This window comes from Pseudothermotoga elfii DSM 9442 = NBRC 107921, assembly GCF_000504085.1.
Classification (GTDB): domain Bacteria; phylum Thermotogota; class Thermotogae; order Thermotogales; family DSM-5069; genus Pseudothermotoga_B; species Pseudothermotoga_B elfii.
The window spans coordinates 1,381,187-1,402,292 of record NC_022792.1 but is presented as its reverse complement, the minus strand read 5'-3'; the positions used below and the strand labels follow the sequence as shown (position 1 = coordinate 1,402,292).

The following is a 21,106-nucleotide window of genomic DNA, read 5'->3' as shown; positions in this document are numbered from 1 at the left end:
GAGAACTTTAATGTGAAATGCGAAAGGAAGTGATCAAACTGCTCAAAGTTGTTTTTAAAATAGCTTCCCGGAATTTTTTGATGAGGTTCAAATCAGTCTTTGTTCTCATTTTTGGGATAGGGGTACCTTCGATGCTTCTTGTAGGTGGACTGTCTTTGAATGACTCTATAGGAAGGTGGATAAAAAGGAGTCTTGCAGAAAATTTTGGTTGTGCGGATGCTTATGTGGAAAACAGAAGAAACAACATATTCTTCAAAATTCCACTTGATCAACAGATTGTCGATATTTTGAGAAAACACCAGAAAATTTTATCGGTTTTGCCAGTCTCTGAAAGTATTGCTCAAATTGAATATGGCGGTAAAATTCTTGATTGTCTCGTGATAGCTACTTCTCCGGAAGAATTGAGTTACTTTGTCGAAGAAAAAATTGAACTGGTTTCGAATAATATACTTTTGTCGAAAGAACTTGCTCAGATAATGAATATAAGAGAAAATGATTTCGTCGCACTGGACATGGGCAGAGGCCAGAAACAGTTCAAAGTAGTTAAGATCTCTACTGATGGCTTCTTGAATTTTCGAGGGGAAAATCTTCAGTATGCAGGAACAGTTTTCATAAATCGCGATGATTTTCAGGGGGTAGGGGGATTCCCAACAAAAATCTATATGCGACTTGAAGGATCTATAGAAGAACATAAAGCAACGACAGATTGGATATCCGAAGAACTGAAAGTGAAGGCTGTGGCAATGAAGTTTCAATTATTAAATTCACCGGCAAATAGAACACTTGGCTATTTAACTATTGCTTTCAGCAGTTTCTCAGTTATCGCTTCGTTTATACTGGTATATGTATTTGCACAGAGTTTCGTCGAAGAGAGAAGTACAACAATGGTCACATTACGAATTCTTGGAATGAAAACAGGGCACTTATCGGCCATATTGATTTATGAAGGATTAATTTATTTTCTAATAGCCGGCCTCTGTGGGGGAATAATGGGAACTTTTTTAGGAGATTTTCTTTTACGCAGATTAAGAACAATTTCAGGCACATTGATGAGTGAATTCTACATAGGGTTTTCAGATCTTACTCTTTACGTTTCTCCTCTCACAGTATTTACTGGTATTCTTGGCGGGCTTGTAATACCTCTAATAATTTTTATTCTAAAGATCAGGGCTATCACGCATCATCCACCTGTGGAAATGCTTAGAACAGAAAGTCGTGTAAGGACACAAAGATGGAAACGAAAAATATCAGGAGGTTCAATGATAGTTTTATCGATGGTTATGATTCTCATATATCCGAAGTTCTGGTTATTTTTCTTTTTAATTGCGGCGCTTGGTGGAGTTGTTGTATTTCCAACGACTTTTCTCAGTCTTGGTATGGGTATATTTCTGGTGTCGTTCATCTATTTTCCATTAACTCAATCTGCCACGGTATGGGACATCTTGCAAAGAGGCGCTTCGTTTTTTATAGGCAGCTGGTTTTTGTTTCTGTCGCTTATCTCTCCTTTGAGAAAGATATTTTCAAGATGGATGAAAAAAGGGTCTGTTTCCACATTTATAGCTTTATCCTACGTTGAGCGAAATCGAAAAAATACATTTATCATTGCTTCGATGTTCAGTTTGATAGTTTTCATGATGACTTTGGTTCTTGTTGTACCATATAATATGGAAAAATTTGTTCTGGAAAGAATGAAGACGGGGCTTTTTGGCTATGATTTGATGGTGATATACAATCCTTTGAAACTGGTTTTGTCGAAAGGGGAGCCAGATCTTTCGAAAGATTTGCAGAATCCTTCAAAGATTTATGTTGCACAATTTAACGACGATCTTATTGCGTTTGTGGATGACAATTTTTTGAAAGATGCTGTTGTTTCCATCGAAACAAATAAAAGATGGAGGGAGCAGTTACTTGAACCCGGTACGATAGTTGTAGGGGATTTTGAAGGAGCAAGATCTCTGCAAATTACGGGTAAGGTAAAATCACCTTTTGGATTTGGTGAAACCGAGAATATGACTTTTCGGGTTGTGGACACTTTTGATATGCGCCAGCTTATGGTACCTGTGAAATATGTTGCATCGATAAACAGTATTCCAGAGAAAGTCAGATTGATTCCGGTGATAATTTCCAGAGTGGATCCAGCTAATGTTATGCAGGTAAAGGATTTCTACAGAAAGAGATTTGATTTTCCAATCTATATTAAAGAAGAGCTTAATCGAGTTTTTTCTGGTATTGATCTTCTTATTCAGACAGGTGTGACTTTATTATATTTTGGTTTGATAAGTGGTTTTAGTGGTATAGCATTTTATTCGTTGCGCAATGTGATAGTTAGAAAACGAATGTCGGGAACATTAAGGGCTATAGGGATGTCTGGTAAAAGCCTTAGTGCAGCCTTTATTTTGGAAAATCTTATAGTAGCGTCCATGGGTATAATTACTGGTATTTGCGCTGGATATCTTGAATCAAAAGACGTTTCCAATTTTATTTTTTCGATATTTGGTTCAGGTCAATTTTCAGTACCAATCTGGGAACTTGCTGGCTTGATTTTGGCGATTTACATGATTATATCCCTGGTAGTAACCTTGCCGGTTTTGGTGATTCGAACCAGCCCAGTGGAAGCGTTGAGAGCGCCTGATTAGGAGGATGAAAATGATAAAAGTAAAAAATCTGTGGAAAATCTATGGTGAAGGAGAAGGGGCTGTACAGGCTCTTAAAGGCATAAATATTACCATAGAGCACGGAGAGTTTCTTGCCATACTTGGACCATCTGGTTCTGGCAAAACCACGTTGCTTAATTGTCTTTCTGGAATTGATGCTCCGACACGCGGTGAGATTTTTTTCAATGGGGTGGCTTTTCATTCGATGAGTGAAGAGAAAAAAACGCAATTTCGAGCAAAATATATGGGTTTCATTTTCCAATTTTTCAACCTGGTACCTGTGCTTACTGCTATTGAGAATGTGGAATTGCCTCTTAAGATTCTCGGCGTGAAACATACTGAGGCAAGGAATAGAGCTCTTGAAATGCTGAAAAAAGTTGGTTTATCAGAAAAAATCAACAGGTTTCCATCTCAGCTTTCAGGTGGTGAACAGCAGAGGGTGGCCATAGCAAGAGCGATTATTCACAATCCAGATATAATATGGGCTGATGAACCAACCGGAAATCTCGATTCAGAAACCGGACTTGGCATAATAGAGCTGCTTGAAAGAATCAGGAATGAACATGGAACAACACTGGTAATCGTTACTCATGATGAACGAATAGCAAAGCGAGCAGATCGTGTGCTTACTATAAGAGACGGTAAGATTCTGAGTTTTTCTACGTTTTGAAAAGCAGAAGATTACATCAGCATTTTCTTTCTTTTTTGCTCACTACCATTAATTCTATCTTATCCATTCTGAGTGGTTTGCGGTTCCAGGAACCGGCGGTACCTCCCCAGATATTTTCAACAAGAAAACCTGCTATTTTCAACATGTAAACAAGTTCGCTTGCTATAAAACCTTTTTCTCTCAAAAATATGCTGTCCGGAGCATTTTCAAGGTAATCTGACATTGGACTGCTCTCGACAATTGCTAATTGATCAAATTTCCCCTTAGAGACATCTTCATCGTTGAACAATCTGATCATTCTGAGACCATTTAAAGCGGTAAATATAAATTTTGACCCTGTCTTTAGAGTTTTGTTTATATTTTTGAGAATCATTATATCTCTGTCAAAAGGATCTTCACCTTCGGATAGAAGTCCAAAAGCCCCTTAAAGGCAGATGCACGCATCGTATAATTTGTTTACTTTGAAATCTACTGCATTTGCTTGGATAAAGTCTACAGAGACACTTTCTTTTTCACATTTTTTTCTGGCAATACTCAGCATTCTTTCAGATATATCGATACCTTTTACACTATAACCTCGTTTTGCAAGCTCTATTGAATGTCTTCCTGTCCCGCAGCCAACGTCAAGTATGAAAGAACCTGCGGGTATGTTGAGTTCCTGTTCAATAAAATCTATTTCTGCTTTTGTATTCTTTGTAAAAATCTCATTATCGTATTTTTCTGCGTATTCATCGAAAAAATATCTCCAGCTATTTTGAATCATTTTAATTCTCCTTTCCTATAAGGAAAAACGATCTCATCTTAAATTAACCAAGATATGGTATTAAGCGTAAATTAAATTCCATCCATCTTAACTTAACTATGCAAAGAGTAAAATTTTTTGATAGCAAGCAAAAAATGGCATCTGAGCTTGAATATGTTTCGATCATACCACATTCTTACGTTATGGAGGAGATGTATGATGCTGATGTTTCTGATTCCCCTTTTTGGTCTGATTGTAGTCTTTTTCAATTTTAAAGGATTGCTCAAGAAACCTGAAGGAACAGAGTACATGCGAGAGATATCATTGCGAATAAGAGAGGGAGCAGACGCTTTTATCAATCATGAATACAAAAAAGTGGCCATTTACGCTGTGGTAATAGCGATAATCTTGGGAATATTAACTGCTTGGTATGTATCCATTGCATTTTTGATAGGTGCTCTTATGAGTTCTCTGGCTGGTTATTTAGGAATGAAAGCAGCAACGAGGGCAAATGTGCGTGTCGCAGAGGCAGCAAGGCAGCACAAAAAAATTGGTCCTGCTTTGAAGACGGCATTTCAGGGTGGCTCGATCATGGGCCTTTCTGTGGGAAGTCTTGCGTTGCTGGGCTTTATAGTTGTTATGACGATTTTCAGACATCAATTAGAGCCAGAGCAGCTGGTTATTGTTCGTAATTATCTTGGTATCAATTTCATCCCAATTACAATGACACTTTCAGGATATGCGTTAGGATGTTCAATAATAGCAATGTTTGATAGAGTGGGTGGAGGAGTCTACACGAAAGCTGCTGATATGGCAGCTGATCTGGTTGGAAAAACGGAACTGAGGCTTCCAGAAGATGATCCAAGGAATCCAGCAACAATTGCAGATAATGTTGGGGACAATGTTGGAGACGTGGCTGGCTTAGGAGCTGATTTGCTTGAAAGCTACGTTGGTTCGATTCTTTCTGTTATCGTACTAGCTTCTTATATCTTTGTTCTGACATCAACAGAGCATACTGAACTTGTGATCAAGCTCATTAGCTATCCTATAGGATTTGCGCTAATTGGATTGCTTTCTTGCATAGCCGGTGTAATGTTTGTCATATTTAAAAAGTCTTCCAATAAACCTCATGCAGAACTTAATTTTGCTCTGTTTCTTTCTGCTCTTTTGACAATAGTTGGGAACTTTTTCTATACAAAATTTTCTCTGTCGGGAGAAAATAATCTTGAATCCTTCGGGTTTCGTTACGGACCGTTTTCTGCGTATTTTTCGGCTATAATTGGGATTGCGGCGGGTATAATAATAGGATTACTTGCGGAATACTATACTTCAGATGATTTCTCACCAACGAGAAAACTAAGCCATAAATCCATGCAGGGAACAGGAATGGTTATAAGTGGTGGCCTTGCGCTGGGTATGATGAGTACTTTTTTACCATGTCTTATGCTTTTTGCAGCTATCCTGGCTGCAGATCATTTTGCTGGACTTTATGGAGTTGCAATGGCAGCGGTAGGAATGCTTTCATTTGTGGCTATGTCCGTAACAGTAGATTCTTATGGGCCTATAGCGGATAATGCAGGGGGAATAAGTGAAATGTCTGGGCTCGAGCCAGAAGTCAGGCAAATTACAGACAGGCTTGATATGGTAGGAAATACCACTGCTGCGATAGGTAAAGGTTTTGCAATAGGGTCAGCAGCACTTGCCGCCCTTTCTTTGTTTGCCTCGTACATGTTTTCACAGGCTTCACCTGGTGAATACGTCAAAAGTATCAGTGAGCTGTTGAATCTAAATATTATAAACGCACGAACTCTCGGTGGAGCAGTTCTCGGTGCAGCTTTGCCTTATCTTTTCAGCGGGATACTGATTGAAGCTGTCGTGAAAGCAGCTTCGAAGATGGTAGATGAAATAAGAAGGCAAGTTAAAGAAAGACCAGGAATAATTGATGGAACCGAAAAACCCGATTATCAAAGGTGTATTTCAATAAGTGCTGATGGTGCACTTCAACAGATGGCTCTTCCTGCGATGATAGCTATTGTTACACCTGTATTGAGCGGATTTCTGCTTGGAGTCGAATTTGTTGGGGGTTTGCTTGTAGGAACGACGCTCAGTGGTATAATGCTGGCGCTTTTCACTGCAAATGCAGGTGGTGCATGGGATAATGCCAAGAAGTATCTCGAACAAGGTAATATAGAGGGATTGAACAAAGGTTCCCAGGAGCATTCTGCTCTCGTTGTTGGGGACACAGTAGGAGATCCTTTGAAAGATACAGTTGGGCCGAGTCTCGATATACTTATCAAAATAATGGCTGTTATTTCTCTAATATTTGCCCCACTTTTCCAGAAATTCAGCATCTTTTGAGAAATAATTCCGCTCCCCTTCCTATGGGGGGAGCTTTCAATACCCAAAAATGATGAATAGGGCACAAAGATTATCCAGTTTTTTCTATGTAGATTTTCGAATCTAATTTGTCATCCACGGCGATAACTTTATAACCCATCTTTCTGCAAAAACTTATAATCCTTTCCTTGGAGAGGGGATAATCTACTATAACCAGCAATGTTTCACCATTGGTCAGTTCTTTCAACTCTCTCCTTGTAGTTAATTCTGGTATGGGACAGGTTTCACCCCTAAAATCAAGAACCCTTTTCGGTTTAAAAAGATTGGTATCGTTATAATAAATGGGTTCAAAAACAGGTGTTCCACGCTTGTCTGATATGAAATTAATAGCTTCCTCAATAACTCTAAGCATATGTTTAGAAGAGAAATCAAAACGATCACCATCTGGTGTTTTGATTACAGAAAGTATACCTTGTTTGTACATTTGGGTTAGATATCTGTAGGCTGTTGAAATATTAATACCAAGTTTTTGAGCAACTTCATTGACAGTTAAACAGCTATCAAGAAGAAGAGTTAGTATATCAAGACGTTTCTGGTTTGCCAGCACTTTAAAAAGTTCGACCAGATCAGATCTTTTCATGTGTGGATTATCACCTTTTAATTGATTAATTGAGATGCCGCGATGGCTATCGCGGCATCTATATTGCTATTATACCATATTAACCTATAAACTGTGGCTCAGATTCAACAAGTTCAATAAATTGTGGATAATCAATCAATGGAACCTGTGAATCTTCTTCTTTGTACCCTCTTGAAAGAAAATCATCTTTGATTGCAAATATCTTTGCTTTTGTCTCGTATTTTTTAAGAGCCCAAAAAACACCATTCTGGATAAGTACGATTTTATCTCCGGCTTTAGCATTTTCGATCTTAAGTTTCTCAACAGGGTGATCAACTCCGTACTTGACAAGTATTAATGCCATTGTATCACCTCACATGAAGATCACGTAATCAAAGCCGTGAAAGAAATCAGGCAGGCTTTTTTTCTCTATTATCTGTGCTCCAAAGTTTTCCTCTATTTCTTTTATGCTGAATTTTTCAATGTCCTCTTTTAGAACATAAACTTTGGTAGCGTATCGTTTTATGTATTTGTGGCATATAGAAAGTGGTAACAAACCGAGAGATTCAGGTCTGGTGTTTTTTGAAAGAGCAATACAGGCTTCATCTAAGAGAAGAACACTTGGCTCAAGATCTTCTCCATACATTCCAAACGCTGTTCTAAATGCTTCGTTTACCCATATGCTTCCCACTGGGGACTGGTAAGCAACAAAAAGTAATTTTCTCATTTTCCCCACCTCAGGCCATCAGATTTATAAACCTATCAGTTGTGGATAAGAGTGCTGCTAATTCTGGCAATCCACTTGGTTTTGCACCATCTATGATCATATCTTCTTTTATACCTCTATAATCCATGCAAATGCCACAGATATCAACTTTCAATTTTCCTGAATTAATCAAAGTTCTGAGTTTTTCAGGAATATTTCTATCAATTTTAAGTGGTTTGATATTTTTATTCACGCAAATTACCGAATCTGCAAATAGGAATAAAGTTACTTCATGTCCTTTTTCAACAGCTGCCTCAGCAATTTTGATTGCAGTGTCAATATCTTCATAAGTGTAAGGTTGAACCATCACTTGTATTGTTATTTTCATAAATCATCTCTCCTTGCCAAACAATATCCAGGCCATTGTCCAGTTACCAAGTATGAAGAATATAGAGGCTAATATAGAAGATATAGCCAGCTGGGGAACGCCCGTTAGAAAATGCCCGATATTGCATCCGCCAGCTGTTGCAGCTCCAAAACCCATGAATATTCCACCAACAATGACTTGCAAATAGGTTTTTGGGTTTTTGGGCATTCTTAGCTTGAATTCTTTGCCGGCGATAGAAGAAATAAGTGCCCCCAAAATAATACCTATTATTTCTGCGCCATCCCAGGAGAGTGGTTTATTATTGGTGTAGACACTGAAGAGATTAACCCAACCACCTGTGATGCCAAGTCCGTAATTTCTCCCTGCTTTTGCACTCGTCCACCAAGCAATCGGTGCGAGTACCGCTATGAGGATTGCGGCAACGATCCAGTTCAATTTTGTTGATCTTTCAGAAGTTTTTGTTCCAAAAGCATACCAAATCAGCAGAGCAGCAAAGATTAGGGCAACAATCCATGGGTTAATATTCAAAACGGTTGCCAGGGTTGGTCCTGTTTTTGGCGCATAAATTGATTGATTATTTTGTACAACAACGTTGAAAGTGCTGATCCATTTCTTCCATGGTGAGAAAAGTCCAGAATTTGTTGCATATGCAGTTAGTCCATAGAAAATAGCTGCCAACCAAGCTGTAGTCATGCCTTCACCGGTTCTGTAGGTTACTCCAGAAGCACAGCCACCTGCTAAAACCATACCCAGTCCAAAGATGTAACCGCCCAGGATATTTCCCAACCAATTGAGAGCAGGAGGATTTAATGCTATAAGTCCAGTTTGAGCAAACAGAAGGAGGCTGATCGATTCGAGGGCTATGGCGAGTGCTGCAAGTTTCATAAGATAGTTGTCTTTAAAGATTAAAATATCTCTGAACGCGGAATTAAAACAAATTCTGCCCCGCTGAAGAATCACTCCAAATATGAAGCCTACTAAAAGCCCTGCCCAAACCATGGAAAGTCACCTCCTTCTACTTGACCTGAATGTAGATTTTCCATTCGCTATTGCCAACTTCTTCAATTTCCAGAACTTCATGCCCCAATTTCCTGACTGTCTCAGGGATTCTCTCTTTGGACATGGGATAGTCGATCCATACTTCCAAAATTTCTCCTGGTTTCATTTCCTTCAGGGCTCTTTTTGTTTCAACATCTGGAACAGGACAGACTTCTCCACGAACATCCAGACTTTTTGCCACTTGATACTTTGCCATACCTGCACCTCCCTTTCGTGAAAAAAATATCGATTTCTAATAAAAGATTATCTTTGCATAATGAATCACTGTTGACATGTATATTACGACTTGGTAAATCTGGAAAATAACAATGGATTATAAATTACTGTTGAGTACGTACACCAGAATATAGTGCATAGAAAATTTGCTCAAATATGTTAAGTGTTAGCTATTGTGAAGCAGCTTTTGAATAAAGCATTCGAATGAATTTCACTGATGCAATATAAGGTACATTATATTGCATAGGCGTTGTCTCTTTCAAAAGCTCATTTAAACAGAATCAAATTAGACATTTATAACAGAAAAGCAGGCTCATGACACAAAACTCAGAGTTGATTCATAAGTAAGAAGCTCAAATAATATAATTATCGGTAAGCACTGGCACTAATCTAATAAAGAAAAATGGGATGTCTTATTTTTTTTACAAATTACAATTTGATTTTTCATATTTATCTCAATCTGGTGTAATGAAAAACTGATTTGATCGATTACTGAGAGGATTAAATGATAGATCGGATAACTGATCTTTCAAACCAGATACTCAAATTATATGAAGAACTCAACCAGATTCAAAAAACCTTTCCTTCCTGTAATGGTTGCAAAGAATGCTGCAACACGCCTTCGTGCAATATAGAAGCAACTATTCTTGAGTTTATACCGCTGGCAGTTCATTTTTCCCAGATGAATCTTTTAGATAAGTGGCTTGATAAGCTTGAGAGAACTACAGAAGAGGATATCTGTGTACTTTTTGATCCTGCTAATCCAAAAGGTGGATGCACCTATCATATATTTAGGCCTCTGATTTGCCGGCTATTTTCAGCGAGTCTGGTAATAAGAAAAAATATCATACAACCATTGAGTTGTAAATATCTCCGCAGCAGTCTTATAAACCAAATCACTAATTTGCCAAATGCTCAGGACTATTTTTCAAAACTTCTCTCAATAGATTTCTTTCTTGCTTCGTACAGATATCCCATCAACACTGCCCTGAAAAAAGCTTTGGAATATGTTGGTCTGTATTACACCACAGGAAGATTCACACGCCGCTCGGCATGACTAAGAATAAAAATCATTTCTTATTTGATATTAATATCTGTATCTAAAAATTATATTTGTAATTGTCAAACAGATATAAACTCACAAATCAAAATCACATTTCTAAAAATGTTTCTATAATATAATTCATTTTCCATTTTATAATAGATTATACTTTACATATTATTGAATAGAATACATTTTAAAAAATTTCACGAAAAGTGTTTATCGGGGCACAAAATACCGTTGTTTTCGCGGCGGTTTATGTTTTCAGATCAGATCTGATGCAGAATCAGTGATACAGAAAACAGGCAACTTGATGTGAGTTTTCAACGGTTTTGAGTTCAGGTATGCCTTGATGACATATCTTCATGGCATAAGGGCATCTTGAAGCAAATAGACATGCCTGCGGTGGATCTATCGGGGATGTGATTTCGCCCTGGATTGGTTGTATCTTTGCCAATTTCCGCATCTTTGGATCTGCAACCGGAACAGATGCAATTAAAGCTTGAGTGTAAGGGTGTAATGGGTGGTTGAATAGATCTTTTGAGTTAGAAAGCTCCACCAGTTTTCCAAGGTACATCACGGCGATTCTATCGCTGATATATTTGACAACAGCTAAATCATGCGCGATAAAAATGTAGGTGAGTTTGTATTTTTCTTTAAGAGCGGTCAATAGATTAATCACCTGAGCCTGGACAGAAACATCAAGCGCAGAGACTGGTTCATCGCAGATCAAAAGTTCTGGTTGCATTATAAGTGCACGAGCGATGCCAATTCTTTGCCTCTGACCCCCAGAAAATTCATGAGGATATCTGTAAAGGTACTCTGGCCTCAGGCCAACATTTTCTAAAGCTTGTGAAGCCAGTCTCTTTTTGTCAGAAATCGATAGGCTTGAGGACGACAAACCTTCAGTTACTATTTGCAAAACAGTCAATCTGGGGTTAAGAGAACTGTATGGATCTTGGAAGATCATTTGAATTTTCGCGCGATATTTTTGAAAACTTTTTTCGTCAAGCGAAGAAAGATCAACCAGATTGTTATTTTCATGATAAACAACTCTACCGGAAGTTGGTTGATACAGTCTGACAACCAACCTGCCAAGGGTAGTCTTACCACAGCCAGATTCCCCAACCAATCCAAAGGTTTCGCCACGGTCCACGAAAAAATGAACATCATCGACAGCTTTCAAATACGATCTTTTACCAAAATGCTTTTTTATTGTGAACCATTTACTGATACCTTCAAGCTCAAGAATTTTTTCCATCTGTCTCTCCCTCACTGTAAAGCCAGCATTTGACCATGTGATCTGACCCAACGAAGAGATTCTGTGGTTTTTGCCGCGAGCAGATATCTTTTTTGAAAATACATCTTGGATGAAATCTACAGCCAGCTGGGTATCTTGCTGGGTGTGGAACTACTCCTTCAATTGATGCGAGTTTTTCTTTGTGTAATTCATCATGTATCTTGGGAACAGAATTTAAAAGTGCTTTTGTATATGGGTGTAGAGGATTTTCAAAAATCTCGTAGACACCTGCTTTCTCTATCACTTGGCCTGCATACATGACAGCGACTTTGTCACACATTTCGGCAACAACTGCAAGGTTATGGGTTATCAATAAAATTGCCGTGTTGAATTTTTCTTTAAGATCAAGCATTAATTTGAGTACCTGAGCTTGTATTGTAACATCGAGGGCTGTTGTTGGTTCATCAGCTATCAAGAGTTTTGGACTGCAAGCTAAAGCCATTGCTATCATTACACGCTGTCTCATGCCGCCAGACAGCTGGTTGGGATAATGATTATATCTGCTGTTTGGTTCTGGTATTTTTACATCCGCCAGCATCTGTACAGCTTTGCTTTTCCTTTCTTCCTTTCTCATCTTTTCGTGAAGCTCATAAACTTCTTCTATCTGCCAACCTGCTGTGTAAACGGGGTTCAAAGAGGACATTGGTTCTTGAAAAATCATCGAAATTTCTTTTCCCCTGATTTTGCACAATTCATCACTGTGCAGAGTCACAAGATCAACGCCACTGAACCATATATGTGAATCTTTTGAAATGAAGGCATTTTTCGGCAAAAGTCTTGTGATCGCGTATGCCGTAACAGTTTTACCACAGCCAGACTCCCCTACGATACCCAGTATTTCACCGTCGTTGACCTCAAAAAAAACATCGTCCACAGGAACAATTTTTCCCATGTTCGTTTTAAATCCAATCTGCAGGTTTTCTACTTTTAAAAGCATTCGACCACCTCAAGCTTCACTGACAAATTTCGGGTCGAGGGCATCACGAAGTCCATCTCCTAAGAAATTAACGCTCAGAACTGTTATGAAGATCATAAAGCCCGGAAAGAACACAAGCCACCAGGGCACAGTGTTTGAATGGCCTGTGGAGAGAATATAGTTCATGGATCTTTGAAGCATGTTGCCCCACGATGGTGTGGGAGGTTGTATACCAAGTCCAAGATAGCTCAAGGAGGACTCTGAAAGTATCGCATAAGAAAGATTGAGTGTCATCGAAACTATCGTTATGGGCATTGCATTTGGCAAAACGTGTTTGAACAGAATTTTTAATCTACTGGTGCCAAGAACACGTGCTGCCATTATGTATTCATTCTCTCTTATTGACAAAACAACGCCTCTCACAAGCCTTGATACGCCCATCCAACCAAAGACAGACAGTACAAGTATTGTATTTGTCAGACCTGAACCAAAGACCATTGTGAGAATGAGAAGTATTGGAAAAAGAGGTATTGAAAGCATGACATCGACAAATCTCATCAATAATCTGTCAACGATGCCGCCAAAATATCCAGAAATCAATCCAATCAGCAAACCAATCGCGGTTGTGATCAGAGACGATACAAACCCAACAAAAAGCGATATTCTCCCACCATACATAACCCTTACAAGCACATCTCTACCGAGTTCATCTGTACCAAAAAGATGGTTTTGTGAAAACGGTGGTGCAAAGATAGCAGAAAGATCAAATTCGTCGTAAGTAATTTTCATAAATAACGGTCCAATAAGACTGAACATGGTTACAAAAACGAGAATTATCAATCCAAAAAGCGCTAAGCGGTGTTTTAGAAATCTTTTTCTCACCAATTGCCAGTAAGTACCAATTGGTATAACAGAACTGTCTTGTAGTTGTTCAATCTTTTTTTTCATTAAAAGCACTTTATCACACCGCCTTTTCACCAAGTCTTATTCTTGGATCAACCACAGCATAGAGGATATCCGCAAGCAAGTTTGACAGTAAAGTAATAACCGCGATGAACATCAAACAATTCACGGCAAGATTGTAATCACTTGCCAGAACCGCTTCGTACATCAATCTACCCATGCCAGGCCATGAAAAGACCGTCTCAACGATCAGCGCACCACCAAAAAAGTAAGGTATATCGAGCGCTATTATGGTAATAATTGGTATCATGGCGTTTCTCAAAGCATGTTTCAAAATCACTCTTTTTTCTTTTGCACCTTTTGAATAAGCGGTTCTTATGTAATCTTGATCGAGTACTTCTAACAGAGAGGTTCTTATGTACCGCACCCAATAAGCAACCTGAACTAAACCGAGGACCAGAGCTGGTAAAGTCAGATGCCTGAGTTTATCTACAAAGATATTCCATGAGCCCGTGATACCATAGGTTTGAACACCGGATATGGGAAACCAGCCAAGTACCACGGAAAACACGATTATCGCCATCAACGCAAACCAGAATGTCGGCAGAGAAATTCCAACGAATGCAAGAATGGTGAAGAAATAGTCAAAGAACGAATATTTCTTAACAGCAGAATAAATCCCTATTGGGAAAGCCACTACAAGTCCTATAACCCATGCAGTTATCGTCAAGGTAAGAGTATTCGGGAGCCTTTTAACGATAATACCCAGCACAGGTTGTTTGTACATCGAAGAAAAACCAAGATCGCCTTTGAGAAAACTCGTAAGCCAGAAACCATATCTGACTATCAAAGGATCATCAAGGTGATAATATTTTCTTAGTTCGGCAATCTTGGCTGGATCTCTCACAAGCGCACGTGGATTTTCTAAGCGACTTGTCAGCAACGGATCTCCCGGCATTGCGTTCAGAATGACAAAAATGATCAACGAAATGAGAAAAAATATGGGAATTAGTTCTACCAATCTAAAAAACAGGTATCTTTTCAAATTTTTACCCCCTACAGTGACTGTACATATTCAGCTGTTTTCAATCCTGCCAACAATTGTATGGCAACCAGATCTTTTATTGGTATTGCTCTGTAATTGAGATTTTTTTCAAGATAATCTATTTTCCTGTCAAATTGACCGTCAACTTTCTTTTTAACTTCAGATAATTTTTCATCTTCGTAATTTTCAAGAATCTCATTGACAAATCTCTTTAGCATACCGAGCATTAAAGATTGATAGAACTGCGTGACACAGGTGTTATCAAAAACTTCGGCAACGGTAGCTTTTCTTTGAAGCTGTGGATCGGTTTCGATCCAGTTCTTCTCTGCATTCAAATGTTCTGGCATGATTTCAACGTAATTTTTGAGAACTTCGTAGAATGGAGATTTCTCATTTGAGTAGTTTTCACATATTTCGAAGATTTCCCTGACAAATTCGTATTGTTTTGTCGAGCTTTCCCATGAGATGAGTCTTGCTTCTTTTCTTGTCATCTGAGTTTCTGATATATCTTCTATTCTTGGATCGTAGTAGTACGGAACTTCGCACACAAGAGAATATGTGTCTGCAACACGTTTGGCATATTCGTCTGAACTTGCACCAGCTCTTATGATCTGAGCAGGATCGACCTTCGCATGTTTTTCGAGATAATCGTATTCCTCAGTTATTGGAGAAAGTTTGTATATAGCCTTTGAGAGCATTTTCAGATATGGCACTTCCGGTTCACCAAGTGCAAGCGGTACCTTAAATCTATGTGGGATGGTGTGAAAACCTTCATACAATTCTGGTGAATCATCAGATATATAATAATAAACTCCGCCAAAACCCGCATTGTGCAAAGAATACATGAAAACTGGTTTTTCCTCTTCCATGATCTTCATCAAAGTTTGTGTTTCTGGTAATGGCTCATGAAAATGAAGGGTTTTATAATCTACAGGAAAAGTCCATTCAACCTGCCTGTATCCCGGTGGTCTGTAGAAATTGCCTGCATAGGACTTAATAGACTGTGGATTTGAAAACCAGCCCTCATTTAACTTTGTACCATCTGGATCTATAACCTTTATTAAATACCAGGTGTAATCAAAATGAGATCTCAATTGTTCATCCTCCACAAGTTTTTCGCAAAGGAAATCGAGCATCATTGCCCCTATGGGTTCATTAGGGTGTGGGCAACCAAACATGAGCGCATTTCTGGAGCCATTACCTATTTTGATTACCTTTATTGGATGAGCATTTCTCGATTTACCAATTTCATAAACTTTTACTACTCTGGGAAATTTTTCAGCAAGTTCCTGTGTTCTTCTGTCGAATTCATCGACGTAAAAAAATCTCCTGTAATCTGGTATTTGATCGACCAAGTAGTCAAAATTCATCTTGAGTCCTCCTCGGGAATGAAACTGGGGGGTTATCCCCCAGCCATTAATGTTGTTCTGTGTCTATGTACCAGTTGTAGATGATCCAGCCAAGGCCACTGTCGTAAGTAGAATTAAAACTTTTGATGTATTTCTTTGCAAAATGAGGTGTTGGATCTGAAATCAAAGGCAAAACTGGCAAGTCATTGGTCCATAATGCAAAGTGTTGTTTGTACAATTCGACTCTTTTTTCAAAATCAACTTCTGTTGCCATTTTCGCAAGTATCTCATCGTTTTTGGGATTGGACCAGCCCGTGTAATTCGTACCACCCCAGTTATTTGCCTCGGATGGTATCATATCACTACCCCAGTAATTTAGTGCTTCATCACTGACTCCATAGCCCCAGCCAGTCAGCCACGCATCGAATTTGCCCATGGGAGCTTCATCCCATATGACAAGTGCAGGTTTCATTTCAATCTTTACAGATATACCAACTTTTTTGAGCATACCCTGTATTAACTGGGTTATCAGCTCATTTTGACTGTTACCTGCTCCTGCAATCAGTGTGAACTCGAAAACCCTGCCATCTTTTTCAAGTAACCCCTGCTTGTTCTTTTTCCAGCCAGCTTGAGCAAGTAATTCTTCTGCTTTTTTCGGATCGTACGGGTATTTCTTTATATGGTCTCCTTTTAAAGCATCCCTCATCATATGGACTTCCGTGATCCATGTGTCTACAATCTGACCTTTTCCAAAAAATACAACGTTGTTTATTTGCTGACGATCAATTGCATATAAAATAGCCTGCCTGACCCTCACGTCAGAGAACAACGGATGTGGTTTTGAAAGATCGTTTGGATCTCTGAAGTTCAAATCAAGTGTCCACGCTGCCACATTCGGAGTGAAGTAGACATTGAAGATATCTCCTTTATCTTTTTCAAGTTGCAGACTTTGTTTAAGATCCAGCGTATACCTGCCAAAGTCTATTTCACCTTTTAAAACAGATGCAAAGATAACATCGCTGTCTGGAATTATTCTCATCACTATTTGATCAATATTTGGCCTGCCCATGTAATATTCATCAAATGCTTCCAGCACTATGTACTGCCCTTCGACGTATTCTTTGAATTTGTATGGTCCTGTCATAACAGGGTTGAAGGTAACTTTTTGAACAAATTGATCCCAGTTTCCTGTTTTCTTTGCTTCTTCAAAGTCTTTTCTGTAAAGATGTTCAGGAAGCTGGAACCAGCCGTAGTAATAGGCGTAGACCGATGAACCAAGTTCAGCACCGGGTACTGGACTGGGAAAATGAACTGTGAATGTGTAGTCATCTATTACATCAACTCGATCTACCATCTTTTCAAAGTAATTCGATGTAACTGGGGCTTCAGAAACCATAACTTCCCACTGAAATTTTGCATCATGTGCTGTGACCGGCTGACCATCGTGCCATTTCATACCTCTTCTCAATTCGAAGGTCACACTCATTGAACCATCCTGGTTGATTTTTACAAGACCGTTTTCGAGGGTGGGTATTCTTTTTATCATCCTTGGATGATAAAAGCCGTTGTCGTCAGTTCCTGTATTTCCATCACCGATGATGTTGCAGATTGTCCAGGTTAAACCTGAAGAGGTAAACAAGGTGTTGAGTCCCTTGGGATCTGCCCCAACTGCTGTTACAATCGTTCCACCACGTTTTGGTGGATAAAGCGCCATGTAGAAAGATCTTGCCGCTTCTGATTTTGTTATTGGTGATAGCGGCTCAAGCAAATGCCCGTAACGATAATCTAAAAGTTGTCTGTCGCTTCTAAATGCGAGTGTAAAAGCGCCTATAGCTTCTTTTGGAACTTTATCTTCATCGTTTGCGAGAGTGCAAATCTCTGTGAATTTTGCAGCCTCTTGTTCAAGGCCGAGTACCTTGACAAGTATCATGATAAAGTCTTTTCTCAAAACCTGATCTGTTCCCTTCTTTACAAGTGATTCTTTTCCAGGAAAAGCTTTTGCTACAGCAGAATAAAGTTCGTCATAAGTCAGGGCTGAATCGTCGATTGTTTTTAAAATGCCAAGCTTCTGAATAGCCGGGGCGGCTTCTTGCAGAGCAACCTGACTGAAACAAAGAACGAACAATGACAGAATACCAAATAAACTGAGCAGTTTTCTCATCACTATACCCCCTTTGTTTAGAATGATTATACGTGCAAAAGCCAGTATCGTCAATTTATAAAATCTTGCAATTAATGTGACAGAAAAAATATCTCCGCAAGTCCTTCTCCTTCAGGGGAATGGGTAAGGAGCTTATTAATTATCAAAAGCTGTGTTACAATTGTATAGGGCAACAGAAACGGTTTCAGAAGAAACTATCAGGAGATATACTGAAGAATGTCAAGATATGTAGTCAGAACATATAAAGTACCTGTACCATTAGAACTTTATCCTTTATGTTCTGAACTTAACAAAACTGCTGCACGGATATATAACAAAACAATGTCTCTTGTCAAAAAGATAAAGCGCAAGAAAGGTTTCTGGCTCTCTCAAAATACGGTGCGAAAATATATTCTGCGTTGGGCTGATAATATAGACATTCATACACATTCTAAACAAGCTATACTTCAAGAGTACTTTCAAGCTCTTGATAGTTACTTCAGCGCAGTTAAATCAAAACCAGATTTAAGACCGCCGTACAAAAAGAAAAGATTCCTGCCATTCATCTGGAAAAACACAGCGATAAAATTGATGCCGGATGGTAAGCTAAAGCTTTCAATGGGAAGAAAGCAACAACCTATTATTATCCAAACATCGTTGCCAGCCACAATAATCAGGCAAGCTAAATTAGTCTACGAAAATGGAAGATATTATCTTCACCTTGGAATAGAGGTGAAGATTGAAGAAGAAAACCGACAACCAAAGACAAAAGTTATGTCTATTGATCTTGGTATTATCCATCCGATCACGTGTTTTGATGGTTCCGAAACCATCATTTACCGAGGAGGTATTTTAAACAGCGTTCTAAGATACAGAAACAAGAAACTTGCTGAATTTCAAAAGCTATTAAATCGCTGTAAAAAAGGTTCAAAGAGATACAGAAAACTATCTAAAGCTAAAAAGAGAATGCTAACAGGAACACAAAACCAGATCAGAAACATGCTTCATAAGATAACGAGCAACTTTGTTGGATTGTGTATACAGAAAAGCGTAGGGACTATTGTGGTTGGAGATATAACAAACATTCGATACGGTGCAAATGGAAATGATAATTATAATCAAAAACTGCATCAGTGGCAGTACAGAAAAATAGTCAACATGATAACTGATAAGGCAAAGCTACATGAAATTAAAGTTGTGAGTATATCAGAAGCGTATACAAGTAAACGATGTCCTGTATGTGGCAGCAGAAATCATCCGAACAACCGCAACTATAAGTGCCAAAATTGTGGGTTTGAGTATCACAGGGACGGGGTAGGGGCGATAAGCATTTATGCAAGGTATCCTGGGGCTTCCCAGGTAATAGTGGAATTGGCACCCGCCAGAGGTGTGAGATTCAATCCACATCTCTGTGGCCATGGAGTATCCGTATCTCCATCTTTAGGGGATTGGGAGTGTCAAATAATAAATTGAGTATGAATGAGATAGAACTGAATGAACAATTTTTGAATGCATTAGAATTGATGGAAAAATCAGATAAGAACATCTTTATAACTGGCAGGGCCGGGACTGGTAAATCTACATTGCTAATGTATTTTTGCAACATAACAAAGAAAAAAGTCGTGGTTCTTGCTCCGACAGGTGTTGCGGCGCTGAATGTGAATGGTGAAACAATTCACTCGTTTTTCAAATTCAAGCCAAATGTGACTTTTGAGAACATTGAAGTATTAGATGATGAAATTTACAGAGAAATAGACACAATTATCATCGATGAGATCTCTATGGTTAGGGCCGATCTACTTGATTGCATCGATAAATTTTTGCGTTTGAACGCTCGAGATTTTAGCAAACCTTTCGGTGGTGTTCAGATGATTCTGATGGGAGATTTGTACCAACTGCCACCTGTAGTTACCAAGAAAGAAAGGGAATTTTTCAAAGAAAGGTACAGAAGTGAATATTTCTTTGATTCAGACGTGTTCAAAGATGTGGATTGGGAATTCATAGAACTCGAAAAAATCTACAGGCAAGATGATGATCAGTTCATAAAAATTCTCAATGAAATTAGAACTGGAACAATAACTGATGAAAGTCTGATGATCCTAAACAGCCGAGTAAATGCTCAGCTACAAAATATTAACTATGCTATTTATCTGACAAGCCACAACCAGACAGCCAAAAATATAAACCAGGAAAAGCTCAACCAGATCAAAGATAAACTGTACAAATTCGAAGCCAAGATACAGGGAGATTTTGATGAAAGTTCTTTCCCTGCAGATCATGTACTTTTGCTAAAAAAAGGTGCACAGATAATGATGCTAAATAACGATAGTGACGGCAGGTGGGTGAACGGTTCTGTTGGAAAAATCATTGATGTTCATCAAGATGATGGTATCGTCAAGGTTCTTTTTTCTGATGGCAGAATTGAAGAAGTGACACGTTACACCTGGGACATATTTCACTACAAATACAACAGGCGAAAAAAGATGATTGAAACAGAAATAGTGGGTACATTCAGCCAATTTCCGATGAGATTAGCCTGGGCTGTCACGATACACAAGAGTCAGGGCAAAACTTTTGACAATGTGACAATCGATCTTTCAAAACGTTTTTTTGCTCCGGGACAGTTGTATGTGGCTCTGAGTAGATGCACTCGCTTGAGTGGCATCTCACTCACAATGGCTGTAACGAAAAAAGACATAATACTCGATAGAAGAATTCTCAGATTTTTGAGTGATTTTCAATGTAAAAATAGTGAAAAAAAGTTATCTATGAGTGAAAAAATGGAACTCATAAACAGGGCTATTGAATTGAACAAATACCTTTTGATCGTTTATGTGAGATCTGATAATGAAAAATCAAGAAGAATTGTTGAACCAAGGAGAGTGGGAGAGTTTTCTTATTCTGGGAAAAAATTCTTAGGTCTTCAGGGCTATTGTTTTGAAAGAAAAGATTTGAGAACATTCAGAATAGACAGGATCCTTGATATCGAGCTAATCGAAGACAGGGAGGTAGTAAAGTGA

General features: G+C 38.7%; 20 protein-coding genes. 6 read left to right on the top strand and 14 right to left on the bottom strand.

The window, feature by feature from the left end; translation table 11 throughout:
* Window positions 1-131: 131 nt before the first annotated feature.
* Window positions 132-2,636, top strand: a complete 2,505-nt coding sequence (locus tag TEL01S_RS06775) for an ABC transporter permease (RefSeq protein WP_232504349.1) — start codon at window positions 132-134, stop codon at window positions 2,634-2,636.
* Window positions 2,637-2,646: 10 nt separating this feature from the next.
* The gene (locus tag TEL01S_RS06770; RefSeq protein ID WP_028843934.1) at window positions 2,647-3,324 is read left to right on the top strand and encodes an ABC transporter ATP-binding protein; all 678 of its coding nucleotides are present in this window, start codon (window positions 2,647-2,649) and stop codon (window positions 3,322-3,324) included.
* 16 nt (window positions 3,325-3,340) lie between these two features.
* Here the strand turns inward: TEL01S_RS06770 and TEL01S_RS10955 are convergent, their stop codons facing one another.
* Both TEL01S_RS10955 and TEL01S_RS10950 read right to left on the bottom strand, forming a co-directional pair.
* Window positions 3,341-3,697 carry a hypothetical protein gene (locus TEL01S_RS10955; RefSeq protein ID WP_051366206.1) on the bottom strand — a complete coding sequence of 119 codons (357 nt, stop codon included), beginning with the start codon at window positions 3,695-3,697 and terminating at the stop codon, window positions 3,341-3,343.
* Between the two features lie 51 nt (window positions 3,698-3,748).
* Window positions 3,749-4,087: a class I SAM-dependent methyltransferase gene (locus TEL01S_RS10950; protein WP_051366204.1), complete on the bottom strand. Its 339-nt coding sequence runs from the start codon at window positions 4,085-4,087 to the stop codon at window positions 3,749-3,751.
* Window positions 4,088-4,282: 195 nt separating this feature from the next.
* Between TEL01S_RS10950 and TEL01S_RS06760 the strand changes: the two genes are divergently transcribed.
* Entirely contained in the window at window positions 4,283-6,424 is a 2,142-nt protein-coding gene (locus TEL01S_RS06760; RefSeq protein ID WP_028843935.1) for a sodium-translocating pyrophosphatase, read from the top strand.
* Between the two features lie 70 nt (window positions 6,425-6,494).
* On the opposite strand, the gene TEL01S_RS06755 is transcribed toward TEL01S_RS06760, so the two are convergent.
* The 6 genes from TEL01S_RS06755 to TEL01S_RS06730 all read right to left on the bottom strand — a co-directional run bounded on the left by TEL01S_RS06755 (window position 6,495) and on the right by TEL01S_RS06730 (window position 9,371).
* Window positions 6,495-7,043 carry a sulfurtransferase TusA family protein gene (locus TEL01S_RS06755; protein WP_028843936.1) on the bottom strand — a complete coding sequence of 183 codons (549 nt, stop codon included), beginning with the start codon at window positions 7,041-7,043 and terminating at the stop codon, window positions 6,495-6,497.
* 79 nt (window positions 7,044-7,122) lie between these two features.
* Window positions 7,123-7,386: a DsrH/TusB family sulfur relay protein gene (locus TEL01S_RS06750; protein WP_012003349.1), complete on the bottom strand. Its 264-nt coding sequence runs from the start codon at window positions 7,384-7,386 to the stop codon at window positions 7,123-7,125.
* 9 nt (window positions 7,387-7,395) lie between these two features.
* Window positions 7,396-7,749: a hypothetical protein gene (locus TEL01S_RS06745; RefSeq protein WP_012003348.1), complete on the bottom strand. Its 354-nt coding sequence runs from the start codon at window positions 7,747-7,749 to the stop codon at window positions 7,396-7,398.
* 10 nt (window positions 7,750-7,759) lie between these two features.
* Entirely contained in the window at window positions 7,760-8,116 is a 357-nt protein-coding gene (locus TEL01S_RS06740) for a DsrE/DsrF/TusD sulfur relay family protein (protein ID WP_012003347.1), read from the bottom strand.
* Window positions 8,117-8,119: 3 nt separating this feature from the next.
* Window positions 8,120-9,115 carry a YeeE/YedE family protein gene (locus TEL01S_RS06735; RefSeq protein WP_028843937.1) on the bottom strand — a complete coding sequence of 332 codons (996 nt, stop codon included), beginning with the start codon at window positions 9,113-9,115 and terminating at the stop codon, window positions 8,120-8,122.
* Between the two features lie 16 nt (window positions 9,116-9,131).
* Window positions 9,132-9,371, bottom strand: coding sequence for a sulfurtransferase TusA family protein (locus TEL01S_RS06730; protein WP_012003345.1), 240 nt, complete (start codon window positions 9,369-9,371; stop codon window positions 9,132-9,134).
* 525 nt (window positions 9,372-9,896) lie between these two features.
* On the opposite strand from TEL01S_RS06730, the gene TEL01S_RS06725 reads away from it, so the two are divergent.
* Complete coding sequence (locus TEL01S_RS06725) at window positions 9,897-10,448, top strand: YkgJ family cysteine cluster protein (protein ID WP_012003344.1); 552 nt, start codon at window positions 9,897-9,899, stop codon at window positions 10,446-10,448.
* 271 nt (window positions 10,449-10,719) lie between these two features.
* On the opposite strand, the gene TEL01S_RS06720 is transcribed toward TEL01S_RS06725, so the two are convergent.
* Genes TEL01S_RS06720 through TEL01S_RS06695 form a run of 6 tightly spaced genes read right to left on the bottom strand, consistent with a single transcriptional unit; the run spans window position 10,720 to window position 18,107 of the window.
* The gene (locus tag TEL01S_RS06720) at window positions 10,720-11,694 is read right to left on the bottom strand and encodes an ABC transporter ATP-binding protein (protein WP_028843938.1); all 975 of its coding nucleotides are present in this window, start codon (window positions 11,692-11,694) and stop codon (window positions 10,720-10,722) included.
* Window positions 11,678-12,670, bottom strand: coding sequence for an ABC transporter ATP-binding protein (locus TEL01S_RS06715; RefSeq protein ID WP_028843939.1), 993 nt, complete (start codon window positions 12,668-12,670; stop codon window positions 11,678-11,680). Before TEL01S_RS06715 ends, TEL01S_RS06720 begins: the two co-directional genes overlap by 17 nt.
* A gap of 9 nt (window positions 12,671-12,679) precedes the next feature.
* Window positions 12,680-13,597, bottom strand: coding sequence for an ABC transporter permease (locus TEL01S_RS06710; protein ID WP_049753409.1), 918 nt, complete (start codon window positions 13,595-13,597; stop codon window positions 12,680-12,682).
* Between the two features lie 13 nt (window positions 13,598-13,610).
* Window positions 13,611-14,597 (bottom strand): ABC transporter permease, encoded by a 987-nt coding sequence (locus TEL01S_RS06705; protein ID WP_028843940.1) that lies wholly within the window; start codon window positions 14,595-14,597, stop codon window positions 13,611-13,613.
* A gap of 11 nt (window positions 14,598-14,608) precedes the next feature.
* On the bottom strand, window positions 14,609-15,967 hold the full coding sequence (locus tag TEL01S_RS06700; RefSeq protein ID WP_028843941.1) for a M14 family zinc carboxypeptidase: 1,359 nt from the start codon (window positions 15,965-15,967) through the stop codon (window positions 14,609-14,611).
* Between the two features lie 46 nt (window positions 15,968-16,013).
* Complete coding sequence (locus TEL01S_RS06695; protein ID WP_028843942.1) at window positions 16,014-18,107, bottom strand: peptide ABC transporter substrate-binding protein; 2,094 nt, start codon at window positions 18,105-18,107, stop codon at window positions 16,014-16,016.
* A gap of 216 nt (window positions 18,108-18,323) precedes the next feature.
* On the opposite strand from TEL01S_RS06695, the gene TEL01S_RS06690 reads away from it, so the two are divergent.
* Both TEL01S_RS06690 and TEL01S_RS06685 read left to right on the top strand, forming a co-directional pair.
* The gene (locus tag TEL01S_RS06690; RefSeq protein WP_051366202.1) at window positions 18,324-19,559 is read left to right on the top strand and encodes an RNA-guided endonuclease InsQ/TnpB family protein; all 1,236 of its coding nucleotides are present in this window, start codon (window positions 18,324-18,326) and stop codon (window positions 19,557-19,559) included.
* On the top strand, window positions 19,541-21,106 hold the full coding sequence (locus TEL01S_RS06685; RefSeq protein ID WP_028843943.1) for an AAA family ATPase: 1,566 nt from the start codon (window positions 19,541-19,543) through the stop codon (window positions 21,104-21,106). The genes TEL01S_RS06690 and TEL01S_RS06685 overlap by 19 nt, the downstream gene beginning before the upstream one ends.